The sequence below is a fragment of the Natrarchaeobius chitinivorans genome (assembly GCF_003841505.1).
GTDB lineage: Archaea > Halobacteriota > Halobacteria > Halobacteriales > Natrialbaceae > Natrarchaeobius > Natrarchaeobius chitinivorans.
The window spans coordinates 12,550-28,803 of the sequence record NZ_REGA01000022.1; the positions used below are offsets into that span (position 1 = coordinate 12,550).

Annotated in this window: 13 protein-coding genes, 1 tRNA gene and 1 pseudogene; 6 read left to right on the forward strand and 9 right to left on the reverse strand. The window is 58.9% G+C overall.

Annotated features, from left to right (window positions below; all coding sequences use genetic code 11):
• The first annotated feature begins 50 nt into the window (after positions 1–50).
• Together EA473_RS18965 and EA473_RS18970 are read left to right on the forward strand one after the other, a co-directional pair.
• Positions 51–1,037 carry a succinylglutamate desuccinylase/aspartoacylase family protein gene (locus EA473_RS18965; protein ID WP_124197215.1) on the forward strand — a complete coding sequence of 329 codons (987 nt, stop codon included), beginning with the start codon at positions 51–53 and terminating at the stop codon, positions 1,035–1,037.
• A 491-nt stretch (positions 1,038–1,528) separates the two neighbouring features.
• Positions 1,529–3,514: an archaea-specific SMC-related protein gene (locus tag EA473_RS18970; RefSeq protein ID WP_124197216.1), complete on the forward strand. Its 1,986-nt coding sequence runs from the start codon at positions 1,529–1,531 to the stop codon at positions 3,512–3,514.
• 71 nt (positions 3,515–3,585) lie between these two features.
• Here the strand turns inward: EA473_RS18970 and rdfA are convergent, their stop codons facing one another.
• Together rdfA and EA473_RS18980 are read right to left on the reverse strand one after the other, a co-directional pair.
• A complete protein-coding gene (gene rdfA, locus EA473_RS18975; RefSeq protein ID WP_124197217.1) occupies positions 3,586–4,203 on the reverse strand; it encodes a rod-determining factor RdfA in 618 nt (205 codons plus the stop codon).
• A 273-nt stretch (positions 4,204–4,476) separates the two neighbouring features.
• On the reverse strand, positions 4,477–5,643 hold the full coding sequence (locus tag EA473_RS18980) for an acyl-CoA dehydrogenase family protein (RefSeq protein ID WP_124197218.1): 1,167 nt from the start codon (positions 5,641–5,643) through the stop codon (positions 4,477–4,479).
• 1,909 nt (positions 5,644–7,552) lie between these two features.
• Between EA473_RS18980 and EA473_RS18985 the strand changes: the two genes are divergently transcribed.
• Positions 7,553–10,636: an FAD-binding and (Fe-S)-binding domain-containing protein gene (locus tag EA473_RS18985; protein WP_124197219.1), complete on the forward strand. Its 3,084-nt coding sequence runs from the start codon at positions 7,553–7,555 to the stop codon at positions 10,634–10,636.
• 108 nt (positions 10,637–10,744) lie between these two features.
• Here the strand turns inward: EA473_RS18985 and EA473_RS18990 are convergent, their stop codons facing one another.
• A complete protein-coding gene (locus EA473_RS18990) occupies positions 10,745–10,987 on the reverse strand; it encodes a hypothetical protein (protein WP_124197220.1) in 243 nt (80 codons plus the stop codon).
• 122 nt (positions 10,988–11,109) lie between these two features.
• Here EA473_RS18990 and EA473_RS18995 point away from each other — a divergent pair, with 122 nt between their 5' ends.
• Complete coding sequence (locus EA473_RS18995; RefSeq protein WP_124197221.1) at positions 11,110–11,919, forward strand: S26 family signal peptidase; 810 nt, start codon at positions 11,110–11,112, stop codon at positions 11,917–11,919.
• Positions 11,920–12,103: 184 nt separating this feature from the next.
• Here the strand turns inward: EA473_RS18995 and EA473_RS19000 are convergent, their stop codons facing one another.
• The 6 genes and pseudogenes from EA473_RS19000 to EA473_RS19020 all read right to left on the reverse strand — a co-directional run bounded on the left by EA473_RS19000 (position 12,104) and on the right by EA473_RS19020 (position 15,256).
• The gene (locus EA473_RS19000) at positions 12,104–12,571 is read right to left on the reverse strand and encodes a response regulator (protein ID WP_124197222.1); all 468 of its coding nucleotides are present in this window, start codon (positions 12,569–12,571) and stop codon (positions 12,104–12,106) included.
• 210 nt (positions 12,572–12,781) lie between these two features.
• The gene (locus tag EA473_RS22880; RefSeq protein WP_243645316.1) at positions 12,782–12,919 is read right to left on the reverse strand and encodes a hypothetical protein; all 138 of its coding nucleotides are present in this window, start codon (positions 12,917–12,919) and stop codon (positions 12,782–12,784) included.
• Between the two features lie 114 nt (positions 12,920–13,033).
• Positions 13,034–13,234 (reverse strand): annotated as a pseudogene (locus EA473_RS23275) (HNH endonuclease); the annotation flags it as partial.
• 118 nt (positions 13,235–13,352) lie between these two features.
• Complete coding sequence (locus tag EA473_RS19010) at positions 13,353–14,366, reverse strand: DUF4352 domain-containing protein (RefSeq protein WP_124197224.1); 1,014 nt, start codon at positions 14,364–14,366, stop codon at positions 13,353–13,355.
• A gap of 357 nt (positions 14,367–14,723) precedes the next feature.
• Positions 14,724–14,807, reverse strand: a tRNA-Leu gene (locus tag EA473_RS19015).
• A gap of 110 nt (positions 14,808–14,917) precedes the next feature.
• Positions 14,918–15,256: a ferredoxin gene (locus tag EA473_RS19020; RefSeq protein WP_124197225.1), complete on the reverse strand. Its 339-nt coding sequence runs from the start codon at positions 15,254–15,256 to the stop codon at positions 14,918–14,920.
• A 228-nt stretch (positions 15,257–15,484) separates the two neighbouring features.
• Here EA473_RS19020 and EA473_RS19025 point away from each other — a divergent pair, with 228 nt between their 5' ends.
• Together EA473_RS19025 and EA473_RS19030 are read left to right on the forward strand one after the other, a co-directional pair.
• On the forward strand, positions 15,485–15,754 hold the full coding sequence (locus tag EA473_RS19025; RefSeq protein WP_124197226.1) for a hypothetical protein: 270 nt from the start codon (positions 15,485–15,487) through the stop codon (positions 15,752–15,754).
• 148 nt (positions 15,755–15,902) lie between these two features.
• Positions 15,903–16,229: a hypothetical protein gene (locus tag EA473_RS19030; RefSeq protein WP_124197227.1), complete on the forward strand. Its 327-nt coding sequence runs from the start codon at positions 15,903–15,905 to the stop codon at positions 16,227–16,229.
• The last annotated feature ends 25 nt before the right edge of the window (positions 16,230–16,254 follow it).

A 16,254-nucleotide genomic window follows, 5' to 3' on the forward strand; every position in this document is an offset into this window, starting at 1 on the left:
AGTCGGCTGCCGGCCGACAGTATAAATCCGCGGCCGATGAACGTGCGTCTATGAGTTCCGGGTCGCACTCGGTCGAGGAGATGACCCTCGCCCGGTTGCCGTCGGGGGTCGAACTGACGACAGCCGTACACACCTATCGCGGCAGTGAGCCAGAGCGCGAACCGACGGTCTACGTCCAGGCCGCCCAGCACGGCAGAGAGGTAAACGGTACCGAAACGCTTCGGCGGTTCCACGATCGGTTGCCGCTGGAATCGCTGTCGGGAACCGTCGTCGCCGTTCCCGTCGCGAATCCGCTCACGTTCGACCGCGTCTCCTATACGGCACCCGAGGTGTTCGACAGCGTCAACGCCAACATGAATCGAGTCTGGCCGGGAGACGTCGACGGGAGCCTCCACGAACGGATGGCCAGCACGCTCTGGGAGTACGCCGCTCGAGCCGACGCCATCGTCGATCTCCACACGGGCAGTCCGGACATGCACCCACACGTCGTCTTTCGCGAGGGGGACGACCGTTCCCGCCGTCTCGCCGAAGCGTTCGGAACGGACCTCTTGCTATCGGAACCGTCGGACGACGATGCGTCCGACGAATGGCACAGCCGCGGGTTTGCAGGAAAGCTCCGGGTTGCCGCTGCCGAGGAAGACATTCCGTCGATCACGCCCGAACTCGCCTACAACAAACAGATCGTCGAGGAGGCCGTAGAAACGGGCGTCGACGGACTTCTCGATCTCCTTCGATCGCTCGAGATGCTTCCGGGAACGGTTCCCCGACGGAGCCAGACGGTGGCCCGCAACCACCTCGGAAAACTCCGCGCCGACGAATCGGGACTGTTCCGACCGGTACCCTCACTCGAGGTCGGCGACTCGATTACCGAGGGAACGACGGTCGGAACGGTGTACGATCCAGCCACCTACGAACCGGTACAGAAATCCGTCGCCGATCGGAGCGGCATCCTTTATGCACTAACTCAGGAAGCGACCGTCACGGTGGGTGATCAGCTCGCGAGCGTCGCCGTGATTCGGGAAGAACGATCGGCCTGAACGAAGCCAGATCGACCTCGAGTCCGGGCTCGAGGCGACTCGCTATCGAACGGAATCAACCGTTCTTTATCGGGAAATCCCGCCGCTTGCGGTGAGAAGAAAGTCACCTGTGATCCTGCCGAGGCAACGGTACAACGATCCGTATCGAATAGAGTGTTCAACTCACAAACTATTCTAGCGCATACATGGTTTTGAAAATACATGTAAAGATAACATACACATACTCATTTTTACTATTTATGAGTAGTTAGTACTATAGAGTGAATAGAACAATAGAGAGTCGTAAATAATCGCTATTCTCTGAGTGTAGAAGTGGCAGCACTATGTTTATTCGTTGTAGCGATAAAACATCCATTATTACGACCCACAATATCAACTCTACTCGGACAGATAGTAACTCCAGTAATCGATGGTACGGGTATTGTGGGGTCAACACCGTTGCGAAATCAACCACCAAAGGTTTATCACTCGGCTGGGAAGTTATTCGAACGATGGCTACGCAGCAACCTGTGGCCCGAGAGGTACAATTACGGGCCGAGAATATCGGCGGTATCGACGAAACCACGGTCGAACTCGAGTCGGGGGTTACCGTCCTCGCGGGGCGAAACGCGACGAACCGAACCTCACTCCTCCAGGCCTTCATGGCCGCACTGGGCGGGGAGTCTGCCTCACTGAAAGCGGATGCACAGGAGGGGTACGCCGAACTCGCGATCGGCGAGGATACCTACCGACGCACGCTCCAGCGAAGTGGCGGAACGGTCATTATGGGTGGCGAACCGTATCTCGACGATCCGGAACTCGCCGATCTCTTCGCCTTTTTGCTCGAGTCGAACCCGGCCCGACGAGCGGTAACCACGGGAGACGATCTCCGCGAGATCATCCTCCGACCCGTCGACACCGACGAGATCGAATCCGAGATCACACAGCTCACAGCCGAAAAAGAGCAGATCTCGGACGAGCTCGACCGCCTCGAATCGCTCAAAAACGAGTTGCCGTCGCTCGAGAGTCACCGGTCGGATATCGAAAGCCAGATCGAAGAGAAACAGGACGAACTTGAGACGGTCAAAGCCGCGATCGAAGACGCCGAAGCCGACGCCGAGACGCGCCACGACGATCAGGACGAACTCGAGGAGAAACTCACCGAACTTCGCGAGCGGCGATCGTCGCTCGAGGACGTGCGATTCGACCTCGATACCGAACGCGAGAGTCTGGCGGCGCTGCGCGAAGAGCGCGAGGACTTACAGGAAGAAGCCGACGATCTGCCGGCAGACGACTCGCTGAATCGTGACGACATCGATGCGGAGATCGATCGGCTCCAGCGACGATCGCAGTCGATCGACGGCGTCGTCAGCCAGCTACAGAGTATCGTCCAGTTCAACGAGGAGATGCTCGAGGGTTCCCATCCCGAGATTCGGGAACTACTCGCCGAAGGCGAGTCCAGTTCGAGCGACGGCACGGTCACCGATCGACTGCTCGAAGAAGAAGAAACCGTCCGTTGCTGGACGTGTGGAAGCGAGGTCCAGCGCACCGAGATCGAGGGCACGATCGAACGCCTGCGATCGCTTCAGGAAACGAAACTGAGCGAACGCGACGACCTCGAAGAGCAGATCAAGTCGCTTCGAACCGAACGCCGCGAGATCGATCAGACGCGAAAGCGACGCGAACGCGTCGAGGCTCGGCTCACTGACGTCGACAACGAGATCGAACGGCGCGAAAGCCGTCTCGAGGAACTGACAGAGCGACAGGAAGAACTCGAAGGAGAGATCGAGGAACTCGAAGCCGAAGCCGCCGAGCTCGAGACCGAAGCCGACGACGAGGGCGACGATGAAGACGACGAAGAGGGACTGCTCGACCTCAATCGGCGGGCGAACGAACTCGAGTTTTCGCTCGGACGTCTCGAACGGGACCTCGAGACGACGACCGAAGAGATCGACGAGATCGAATCGGCTCTCGGCGAACAGGAGCGCCTGACGAACCGCCGCGAGGAAATCCGCGAGGAACTCGAGGAGCTTCGGACCCGGATCGATCGGATCGAACGCCAGGCCGTCGAATCGTTCAACGAACACATGGACGCCGTCCTCGAGGTGCTCGAGTACGAGAATATCGATCGCATCTGGATCGAACGGATCGGTGAGACGGTCCGAGAAGGGCGTCGGAAGGTCGAACAGACGAAGTTCGACCTCCACATCGTCCGGAGCACGGACGACGGCAGAACCTACGAGGACACGATCGATCACCTGAGTGAGAGCGAACGCGAAGTCACCGGGTTGATCTTCGCACTCGCCGGCTATCTCGTCCACGAGGTCTACGAAGTCGTTCCGTTCATGTTACTCGACTCGCTCGAGGCACTCGACTCGAATCGGATCGCCGACCTCGTCGAGTACTTCGAGGAGTACACGGACTTCCTCGTCGTCGCTTTACTGCCCGAAGACGCCGAAGCGATCGACGACAGCCACGAACGAATCTCCGAAATATAGGGTCGACCGTTCGTCACTGAGAAAACACGTAACAGAAGTACGACTGTTATACGTTACGTCGCCGACCGGACTCACGATTCGAAACACTCACACGCACCGTTCTCGAGCAGGTTCGTAACCTCGTACTGCTTTCCACACGTCTCACAGAGGACCTGAACGTCGACCAGGACACGTCGTGAACCGATTCGAAGGCGGTCCGTCTCGCGCAATCTGGCGAGTTTACTCTCGGAGACGGAAACGGTTCGCTGGCGGAGCCCTTCGATCGTCTGTGACGCTCGTTCACAGGTAACGCCGTCCGTAGTCGCCGGCAACGAGACGCCTCGACAACCGGTGAGATAGGATCGAATCGCTCCGTAGGAGACGAACTCCGAGGTCACGGTCGAAACGTCGACGCCGTTTCGCTCGAGGCGTCGTTCGACCTGCGTCCGTTCGCCACGGCTCCCCCGTTCCCGATCGAGCAAGGCGTAGAGGTGGCCCACGTCCTCGGCGACGGTGTCGATTCCCTCCCGCGAGAGTGCCTCCCGAAGCAGGCGTTCGTTAAACAGGTCCGCGAGTCCCCGAAGACTCGTCCGATCGGTGGGATGTGTCCACTGCGATTCCAGTTCGTCGCCGAGGCCCTCGAAGTCGTATTTGTCGATGAGGCGGGCCACCTTCGGTTTGGGCCCCGGGGTATCGTTCCGGTCGTCCATCGTCCGAATATCCGCGAGGGGATGGAAAAACCGTTCGATATATCGGTTCGTGTGGCCTGCTGTGACGACGTACCGGCACAGCCGCGCCCGCCGGTGGCTCTACCGGTGGGGATTTCCAATGGGCCGTCTCCGAGTGTACCGGTGGATATTTTCGATGGGCTGTCTCAGATCGTATCCACCGTCGTTTCATACGTCTTACTGTACGTCATTGCCGGCGAACCCGCGACCCGGGCGGCGGGTGCGCCGGTACACAGTTACAGTAATCCGTATCAGTCAGGTCGTATACGCCTGCACTCCCGTTAGATCTTCGCCGAGGATCAGCGTGTGGATGTCGTGGGTTCCCTCGTACGTGTACACCGTCTCCATGTTTGCCATGTGACGCATCGGGGAGTAGTCGGTGGTAATACCGTTTCCACCGAGCATCTCGCGGGCGACTCTCGATCCATCACGGGCCATCCGGACGTTGTTTCGCTTGGCCAGCGAGATGTGTTGTGGCCGCAGGTCTCCACGCTCTTTGAGGTCGGCGAGGCGGTAGGCGAGCAACTGGGCGAGCGTGATCTCGGTCGCCAGTTCCGCGAGTTTCGACTGTTGTAACTGAAACCGCGCGATCGGCCCGCCGAACTGTTCGCGCTCGAGTGCGTAGGATCTCGCCTCCTCGAAACAGTCTCTGGCCGCACCGACGGCTCCCCACGCGATTCCGTATCGCGCCTGCGTCAGACACGATAGCGGCCCTTTCATTCCCGAGACGTCGGGGAGACGACTCTCCGTGGGAACGTGGACGTCGTTCAGATCGATTTCGCCCGTACTCGAGGCGCGAAGCGAAAGCTTCCCCGAGATTTCGTTCGTCGTCACGCCGTCGCGGTCAGTTTCGACCAGAAACCCGCGAACGGGATTCTCGTCGACCGAGTGATCCCGTGCCCAGACCACCGCGACGTCGGCGATCGGTGAGTTCGTTATCCACGTTTTCGTGCCGTTTAACACGTATCCATCGCCATCTTGCTCCGCACGAGTGTCCATGGCCGACGGATTCGATCCGTGTTCGGGTTCCGTAAGACCGAAACAGCCGACCGCCTCACCCCGCCCGAGCGGGGGGAGCCACCGCTCTTTCTGTTGCTCGCTCCCGTATCTGTGGATTGGGTACATGACCAGTGCCCCCTGGACGGATGCCATCGAACGCAGCCCCGAATCGCCCGCCTCGAGTTCTTGCATCAACAATCCGTACGCGGTTTCGGAGACGTTCGGGGAGCCATACCCCTCGAGATTCGGCGCGTAAAATCCGAGTTTTCCCATCTCGGGAATCAGGTGAGTCGGAGCGGTACCGTTCTCGAAGTGCTCGCCAATGTCGGGTGAGACCTGCTCGGCGACGAACTCTCGAGCCGTATCGCGTATCATTCGCTCTTCCTGGCCGAGGTCCGCTTCGAGTTGGACGTAATCGAGCATACGACAAGCTATACGACCCACGTCATAGAGGTTGGGGTAAAACCGGCCACGCGACGCCAGTTGATCGAGCGTGATACGGTGGAGTTTCGACAGGGCGAACACCGCGTTTGATCCCGCGATAGCACTAATATGAAACTATATAAGAAGGTCGTTATCTGGACACTGCGTCGATCACACCACGTGGAATTCGATCCGTTCGAGGCGTGATCTTCCCTCTTAGGTCGTTTCAAACGGTTTTCGTACCGTGTCCGGGAGCGCGTCATCCCTCCCTACTGCTCAGGAATGATATTCTTCATACACTAATAGGACAGAGCATGCGGGGGTCCCAGCGAGTATGTGGATTTCCGAGAGAGATACACGGGGAGTCAGTCAAACGCCCAGTTGCTCGCGTCCTGTTACCGATTGCCGTCCTCACCATCGGCGAGCGGACACCGAACAAGGAAGCGATTCGACTTCGAGACGGAACACGCCAGCCAGCCTATCAACGACGAATGCAGCAATACAGATAATATAACAGATAATTATTGATTTTAGACTGCTACAGACCCCAGTATAGAAATTTGGCTCGAGAGGCGTAGAACCGGAGGGGAGAGACAATACCTGCTGCCCGAAAATCATCTCAACGAGATGTTTTTATAGATCCATATCCAGACGAAGACATAGATCCGATACGATCGAGACAGCAGTACCCGGATGAGGACTCGCGACAGTAGTTCCCAAGTCCCCACAACTATTTCACCGGCGGCCGCCGAGTGACGACCGCACGAAGTTCTCCCGTCGAACCGCTCGAGTTCCGGGCATGAGAGTTTACGGACATACGGTCGTAATGCATATCAATGCCTGTTTCGAGCGAGCGAACGCGAGTCGCCGAACAACCGTCCTAACGACTGGAACCGACGTTCAACAGACCGTACGAACGGTTCGATCACCTGCAGTTCCGTATCGGCGGTGTCCGTCCATCAACACAAACCCCGATTTGTAGTAGCCACTGGAAGTCAATGCACACTTGATCGCACGAGGTGTACGCGGTTCGGAGCGAGTGGAACGAGCGAGAACCGCGGAATGGCGAGCGGGGAACGACGTGACCCGCGAGGAGCGCGGTTCGGAGTGAGTGTAACGAACGAGAACCGCGATATAGCGAACGGGGAACGCAGTGAGCCGTGAGCTGTGCGATCAGTGTGTGAATAGTTCCAGTTGTTACTATAGTATCGACTGATACGGACTGCTGTACGTCATTACCGGAGCGACCGGACGCCGTCCCGCGGTTGCTCCGGTACACAGGTACAGCAATCCGTATGAACCGTTTCACACACCGATCGCCGATCCGTCCCGCGGTCGGATGTGCAGTGACGGTATAGTAAGCAGAGACGGGCGGCCACGGAAACGTATCACAGTGTGCAAGCGGATACCACACGTTCACCGACGGCAAAACACGCGTCGATACTGCTGGCAAAAGCCGTCGGGTAGATTGGAAATCAGTGACCGGGCCTCGAGTCTGGTTGGTACTCGAACGACGATACACTGGCCGGTCCAAGTGAAGAATGATATATTATTAGTAGTTCTACAGAAATGTGGGATATTATATAACTGCCCAGCCAATCGATGGCTGTTTTACTTAGATTTTATCGAGTATATTCTACTAATATCCAATTATATCCAGATAAATGCGGTTATAGTTGTATTCCTTCCGAATTGAAGAGGTAGCAGTTAGTTCGGGAGACACCTCATCCAGAACTGTAATAGTGAATATATACCTTGGAAGCAGTCAATTTCGGCCAGACCGGGGACAGCAATCGAGTTTCCCCGGAGAACTGATCGGACCTCACGGACGGGAGAAGCGCGTCGATGTCGAGTCGGTCGGCGATACCAAAGGCCGACGCTTTAAGCCGCCGAGAGGCAAGGGGTAGGTATGTCCCTCGAGCCGAGTGCCGATCCAGCCGCCGATCGGCGGGCGAACTACGACTATCGGAGTGACGCTATCGACCGGCCGGCGCTAGTCGAGGACATAGAGCGGATCGTCGACTGTGACGTTCGTGCGGATTCGTATACGCGAGAGCTGTACGCGACGGACGCGAGCGCGTACGAACTGACGCCGATCGCCGTCGCCTTCCCGGAATCGACGGCCGACGTATCCGGAATCGTCGACTACTGTGCCGGACGCACGATTCCGATCTTACCGCGAGGTGGCGGAACGAGTCTGGCCGGCCAGACGGTCAACCGCGCGGTCGTCCTCGACTTTTCGAGACACATGGACGGGATCCAGGATATCGATCCAGAGAGTCAAACGGCGACCGTCCAGCCGGGAACGATCCTCGGAACGCTGAACGAGAGGCTCTCGTCGCACGATCTCAAGTTTGCCCCCGATCCAGCGTGGGGTGACAAGAGCGCGATCGGTGGTGCGATCGGCAACAACTCGACCGGGTCGCACTCGCTCGAGTACGGCAAAACCGACGCGTACGTCGACTCCTGCGAGGTCGTCCTCGCCGACGGCACCGTCACCGAATTCGGCGAGGTAACGCTCGAGGAGATCGACGACCGGAGCGACCCCGACGGGGATCTCGAAGCCCGCATCTACGCCGAAGTGAACCGGATTCTCGCGGAGGACGCCGACCTGATCGAGAACGCGTATCCGGACCTCAAGCGAAACGTCTCGGGGTACAACCTGGACCGGTTGGTCGCCGAAGCGCGCGGGGAGACGTTGCCGGGCGGCGAGGAGACCGGCGAGCCGGGAACGGTCAACCTGGCACGTCTGCTCGCGGGTAGTGAGGGGACGCTCGCGATCGTGACCGAGGCGACAGTTTCTCTCGAACCGGTTCCGGAGACGAAAGCCGTCTCGCTGCTTTGCTATTCGGACCTCCACGACGCCATGCGCGACGTCGAACCGATTCTCGAGCACGAACCGTCCGCGGTCGAAGTGCTCGACGACGTTCTCATCGACCTCGCCCGTGATACGGCCGAATTCGGGCCGGTCACGGCGATCCTTCCGGAGAGGACCAACGCCGTCTTGCTCGTGGAGTTCTACGCCGACGACGTGGTCCACGGCCGCGAGCAGGTCGCTTCCCTCCTCGCCGACCGCTGTCCCGACGCCGACGCCGAGGGCAAGCCGGCCGACGACGTGCCCGATACCGAGCCGGAGACGCTCGCGCTCGAGGCGATCGAAGCCTACGAAGACGAAGAGCGCGCGAAGCTCTGGAAGCTCCGCAAGTCCGGGCTTCCGATCTTGCTCTCGCGGACGACAGACGAAAAGCACATCTCGTTCATCGAGGACACCGGGATTCCGCCGGCACGCTTGCCCGAGTTCGTCGAACGATTCGAGGCGATTCTCGAGGATCACGACACCTACGCCAGCTTCTACGCCCACGCCGGTCCCGGCGTCCTCCACGTTCGGCCGCTGATCAACACGAAAACCGACGTCGGTCTCGAGCAACTCCACGGGATCGCCGACGACGTTACCGACCTCGTCGTCGACCTCGGCGGCTCCGTCTCCGGCGAACACGGCGACGGCCGCGCGCGAACGCAGTGGAATCGGAAACTCTACGGCGACGACCTGTGGCAGACGTTTCAGGATCTCAAAGGCGCGTTCGACCCGGACTGGATCTTCAATCCCGGACAGGTCGTCTTTCGCGAGGACGACCCGACCGACCTCCGGGAGAACCTCCGGTTCGACCCCGACTACGCGTTCGACGCCGGCTTCGAACCCGCACTCGAGTGGGAAACCGACAACGGGTTTCAGGGAATGGTCGAACTCTGTCACGGCTGTGGCGGCTGTCGGGGCGAACAGTCGACGACCGGCGGCGTGATGTGTCCGACCTATCGGGCGAGTCACGAAGAGATCACCGCGACCCGCGGGCGGGCAAACGCGCTCCGGCAGGCGATGAGCGGCGACCTCGAGCCGGGGGAAGCGTTTTCCGACGAGTTCGTCGAAGAAGTGATGGGACTCTGTATCGGCTGTAAGGGGTGTGCCATCGACTGTCCGAGCGAGGTGGATATGGCCAAACTCAAAGCCGAGGTCACCCACGAATATCACGAGCGAAACGGCGCCACCCTCCGCGACCACCTGTTTGCCAACGTCGCGACGCTCTCGAAGTGGGGATCGCGACTCGCCCCCCTCTCGAACGCCCTGCCGAAGATTCCCGGCACCAGGCGGCTCCTCGAGGCGACGATCGGGATCGGCTCGGAGCGACCGCTCCCGACGTTTTACGCGACGACGTTTCGAGACTGGTTCGACCGCCGCGGCGGTGCCCGCGTTCCGGAAGTCGACGCCGACCGGAAGGCCGTCGTCTACCCGGACACCTACACCAACTACAGCCATCCCGAGGCCGGGAAAGCAACCGTTCGCGTCCTCGAGGCCGCCGGCGTACACGTTACCGTCCCCGACGAACTGGGCGATACTGGTCGACCAGCCTTTTCGAAAGGGTTTCTCGACGAGGCCCGGGAAACGGCGATCGAAAACGTCGAAACGCTCGCGCCGCTGGTCACCGACGGCTGGGACGTCGTCGTCGTCGAACCCTCCGATGCGGTCATGTTCCAGTCGGACTACCTCGACCTCCTCTCGGACGACGCAACCGAGATGGTCGCAAGCGCAACCTACGGCGTCTGCGAGTACGTCGATAGCTTCCGACTCGACGAGCAAGTCGAGTTCGACGGCGACGCAGCGAATCAGCGCCTGACGTATCATGGCCACTGTCACCAGAAGGCGACCCGGAAGGACCATCACGCGGTGGGCGTTTTACGGCGTGCCGGGTACGCTGTCGACCCGCTCGACTCCGGGTGCTGTGGAATGGCCGGGAGCTTCGGCTACGAGGCCGAACACGCCTCGATGAGCGATGCCATCGCATCGATCCTCTACGAGCAGATCGGCGAAAGCGACGGCGACCGGGTCGTCGCACCCGGTGCCTCGTGTCGAACCCAACTCGAGAACCGGACCAGGGTCGAAAAAGCGCCGCCGACGCCGATCGAACTCGTCGCGGACGCTATCGATCGGCTCGAGTGACGGGTGGGGATTGCTGCACTCGCTTCTCGACGCCACCGAGTACGAGGCGATTCCCGACGCCACCGGGGGTACGGAGAACTCGCACGGAACTGAGAGACACGGACCCGATTAACGGAAAAAAGAGAAGAAACGTAACCACCCCCACACCGCGAGCAAGACGGCAGTCACCGCGAGCAGAAAATACAGTGGAACCGCATCGGCCGCCGGGCCGTGGTCTGGAACGATGTACTCCAGGATCCCGATCCAGTAGAGTAGAAAGACCAGCGTGAGAACGAAGACCGATCCCGCGACGATCGTGACTGCTAGTTTGTTCCCGTCGATCCGCGAGTTGGCGTTTTTCGTTCGTGACATCGTCGATCGCCGGGGCTACCGCCGGGAACGATGAAGCGCTTTTACTTGCACGCTCCGGGAGATTCCGACACCGATCGACGGAGACGGAACGTTGATTAGCCGGTTGAGAGAACCGGGCAGTGATGGACGGTCCGCGCTCCGGACGCCCTCCGGACGGAAACGACGACAGCAGTGCAGGAGACGGGTCCTCGATCGATGCGCCGGCGAACCGGGGTCGGGAAAGAAGTCAGGTCCGGGATCGGTTGTGCCGATTGTTAAACGCCGACAGCGGGCCGGCTCTTCTCGTACGCGACGTGTTGACCGTCCTCGCAATCGTCTCGGTGATCGGGCTCGTTCTGTTCGGCGTCAGTGGCGTCTGGCCGCCGATGGTCGCGATCGAGAGTCCGAGCATGGAACCGAACGCGAACGTGGGGGACATGGTCTTTCTCGTCGAGGAACAACGATTCGCCGCCTTGAGTTCGGTCGACGGGACGGGCGTCGCTACGCACGAATCCGGCCTGAACGGCGAGCACGAACAGTTCGGAAAGCCCGGCGACGTGATCGTCTTCGAACCGAACGGTGACGAACGAGAAACGCCGATCATCCACCGTGCTCACCTCTGGGTCGAAGAGGGGGACGACTGGGTGAGGATGGCCGATCCGGACTACGTCGGGACGACGAACTGTGAGATCGTGTCGTCCTGTCCCGCAGCACACGACGGATTCATCACCAAAGGGGATGCGAACAGTCACTACGACCAGCGCGACCCACAGGGGATGACCGACGTCGTCAAACCGGAGTGGATCGTCGGCAAGGGATTGATCCGGGTTCCGTGGCTCGGCCAGGTTCGTTTGACCCTCGAGTCGGTTCTGGTCACCGGCGGCGTCGTCACTTCCCTCGCCACAGTCGCCGGTATCGCGACAGTCAGCGACCGAATACGGCGGGACCCGTAACGATGCTGGCCACTGCACGTCACTTCCCACCGGATCGTACACCGGCGTGTAAATCGTTGTAACAGCTGCTGTACTATCCCGACAGTTCGAGCGACAGGGGGCGAACTCTCGCAAAAAGGATACGGCGAGACGTCGTCAAACGGGGATCACTACAGCGGGGTGAACGGAAACGAGACGGTGTCGGTCAGTCGCCGGTTTCGTTCTTGACGATTGCAAACCAGAAGTCGCCGACGTCCTGTGCGAACCGAATGAATTCATCGGTTTGAACCGGCTTTTGCATGTACTCGTCCGCTTCGACGTCGTTCGATTTTACGATCTGTTCTCCGACACGAGAACTCGTGAGCACGACGACCGGAACGTCGCCCAGTTCCGGATCGCTTTTCAACTCGGTGAGGAACTCCATGCCACTCATTCCGGGGAGTTGTGGCTCGATCAAGACGAGGTCAGGCTGCGGCTTGTCTTCGTACTCCCCACGCTGGTAGACGAAATCGAGTGCATCCTCGCCGTTCTCGACGGCGTGAACGGCGTTCACCAGTTTTCCGTCCCGGAAGTTTTCCTCGAAGAGTCGAGTGTCACCGGGGTTCGGTTCGACGAGTAAAATGTCGACCACCGTTCCGATATCACCCCCGTTTTCACCATCTGCAGAGGCCATACGTATGGCTGAAACCGCAACGGTAAAAGTTCGCCCCTAAGGCCGCTATACGGTCAGTGTTCCGTGTCTTTCACCTCCTGAAACGTGACGTATTCGGTGGAGGAGTCCTTTTCTCACCCACGGAAACACATCGGACCGATTCGCATTCGCCAGCGTATGTCGATCTGAACCGTCTCGCCGAGGATGTGTGATCCCTTTTGGCCGACGGTATCAGTCACGCTCTACAGTCACCCCTGGCCCCGTCTCCTTTTCCTCGAGACATACGTCAGCGATCACACCAACGACGATTGCAACGATTCCCACCCAGAAGAGTGCCGTCATTTCGACGAGTATCGTGAGTACGAACATGATGCTGAAAACGATCGCTCCCAAAAAGGAATACGGTCCGAGTTCTTCCAGGTCGCCATCAGAACCGCGAGAATCAGTTCGAGTAGGGGCATAGGCGCTGTCGTTGTGGATCGCGGTATGACAATCGTAACAGAGTGTACGGAGGTTTTCTATATCGTTGGTCCCCCCTTTCGCAAGCGGAACGATGTGATGAGCCTCGAGTTGATGAGTACCGCGAGGACCACCACGAACACCGCAGTTTCCGCAAGCGTAATTGTCTCGCCGGTAGACCCGTTTCCGGCGTTCATCCCAATCGGACGGGTAATCGTGGTGCATACGAAGTGCCAGAAGCGAAACGGCATCAAGTATTCGCCCAGACGGTCATCACAGTAGCCACTGCACGTCAGCCCACACCTGGTCGCCAGACAGATATACGGCACCCCCGTTCGATCGGTTACCGAATCCCCCAGAACGTTTTGTCTCCTTGATCGAAGAGGGCGAATTCGAACACCCAATAGAGCGGTGTCAATCCCTCCGCAACCTCGTAAGCTATCCGACCACGGCGTTGATCGCCGTCGGCGATCGGCGACCCTTCTTCGAAGGCCTGATCGAGTGCGGCTACAGCGCCAAGGTCCTCCCCGTAACTGTACCCGTCGTCGTCTTTGAGTTGCATCTGAAGGAGCGTCGATACGTGTTGCTCCTCACCGGTATCGTTTGCCACAGTAATGTCTACGATGACGAACTCGCGGCCGTCACCGGCAGCTGTGAACTCATCGAGTTCCGTCGCGGTTTCGATCTCGTTGACCGTCACGGTCGTCCCCTCGTGCTCGATTCCGGCACCGACGTCGTGAACGTCGACGCGAAGATCCTGCTCGAGGACGTGGGGATCGTCGGCCTCCGCCTCCAGATCGATCGTCGCCCGCTGGAGCGTCCCGAATAGTCCGAGATCGAAGTCGAACTCGAGTGAAAGGTTCGTGGCGTCTTCGGGCACCTCGTAGACGACGTCACCACGTTCGAGTTCACCCGGTGCGATCTGTCCATCGTTGAGTGCCTGGGCCGTCCCGTAGATAGATTGGTCGTACGTATAGTCCTCGGCGTCGCGTACCCGGGAGCTCAAGAACCCGCTAACGGTGTGAAACTCGTCGCCGACGTTTTTGTACGCGACACTGACGACGACGAGTTCGTTACCCGCGTCGGCTTCGGTGAATTCGTCTAGCTGGTCTGTTCGGTCGACACCTTCGACGACGAGGTGGATGTCCTCACCCTCCACGAGTTCGCCGACCAGCGCATTGCGTTCTTCCCCGTCGTCATCGTCACCGTCCTCACTGCCAGATTCGTCACTGCCATCGTCGGGAGAATCATCATCGCCACCACTGGTTTCCTGCAACTCATCATCGGTTCCGACACATCCAGCAATTACCGTCGAAAACGCCGCTGTACCACCCACCAAGAGAGTTCTGCGCTCCATATCCCATCCGGTACCAGTCTATCTCTTTAGTTATCCTGTGGAAAGTGGCAAGTAGGTCGATTGTACACAGCCAGGGAATAGGACGTCCGATGCTGCTCACGGAATTCCGACCCAGAAACGCGAAAACGAGTCGTTCGTGTTCGCTCGAGGGAACCTGTAGGCCTCGCGTACAGCGTATTCGAGAGACACATCAACGTGACCTGCAGCCGGCAAAACCGCGTGACTGGATACACGTCGGTACGTGAGGATGAGATTTGCCGACGCGAGGCGGTCGTCCTCACTTCGTCCGGACGCTGCGACTCGCGTGGTTCGAATCACAAGAGCGCAGTTGCCGCTCACGGACTGTTCGCGGCAACATGCGAGGGTTGGGATTTGAACCCAAGGACTCCTACGAGAGCGGGTCTTAAGCCCACCGCCGTTGGCCTGCTTGGCTACCCTCGCACAGAAGGCAATCGTCCGTTGTCGGCGGGGGTGGATGTGCGTTTCGGTGTGACTCGAGCGGGAGATCGACGCGAGCCGAAATCAGTAAAACCGGCCGCGAAAGCGCGGGTTCACCAGTCGACGCTCAGTGTGCCGTCACCGTGGGGGTCGGGTGCGATCTCCTCGTCGGTTCGACGGTCGACGACGTGAATACAGCCGTCGTCCTTTTTCGCCGGGCAGACCTCCGCAGCGCGGACGTTGTGTTCTAGCTCGTCCTCGCCGAAGAAGTACGAATTCGGTTTCGCGATGCCCGACTCGAGTGACATCTCCCAGTTGTCGCTGACCTCGGCGCACTTGCCCGCGCCGAAACACTTGTTGGCTTCGAAGACGATCTTGTACGGCTTTTCTTCGATCGGCGGCGCGTCCGCCGAACCGACGTCGCTCGCGCGTTGAATGCCGTCGTCGCTCATTGGTCGAGAGTTAGAGCGCGAAACCTTTCACGTTACGGTTGGCGCGTCGAATCGGTCGTCGCCCAACTCGTCGGTCGGGGGACGCCGGGGAATCGAATCGACGGCCTTGTTGAAACACTCACGCAATGATAGTTTTCAGTAGCTGGGCAGCATACAGGGCGCGAATGTCGCACTGTGTCATCGAGAAATGCCACTAGATTTTTGTCACCAATCGTAGTAGTTGCAGAGATGATAGCACGAGACGAATCGAATAATACAGATGTACGGTTCAGAAAGCGACTTCTCAGGGTGTGCGTCTCGATAGTCATACTGACTGGCGTGACTGTTATTCTCGGATACGGTGGCTGGATTGTGTTGACGTTCACCGCCAAAGTCGGTGGCTACGATCCAACGACAGCCAATGGGGAGTTGCTACGTGATCGGTTACTGGCGTGGCCCGACCGCAACAGAGAAGTCATGCGCTCGAACGGCAGAACGAACCTCCCTCTGAAACCGTAGCGCATTTGCGACGCTCAGTTTCTTGAGCGTACAAAGAGATCTCGGTACTACCCTATTTCAGAGGAATAACTATACGGAATTAGGTGAACAGTCAAGCACGAAGCTCTCGTCGCTGTCAGTATGGGAGTCACTGACTCTCTCAATTTTTGTGAGTGTTCTGATACTCGGTGGGATAACGCTGCACCTCCTTACTAGCCCGTTCACAGTCGCATTCGACCTTCCGACAGTGGTCTTCCTTATTCTATCATCGGTACTGACGTTCGGTCTTCCGCTCTTTCTGTATCTTTACTATGACTTCCTCGTTCCAGTCATACTTCTTGTGGCTATCGCCAGTGTTTGGGCGTATGGTGGGCTAACTGGTGGAGGAGATAGTTCCGCTGCGGGGCTGATGCTCGCGTTCGTCTACGTGTATGTTCCGTTGTACCTCGTTGCTGGTGGTCTCGAATATGTCGTCAAAACCCAGATACTCAATTAGGTGCGTTGTCGAATAGCTTCCAAAT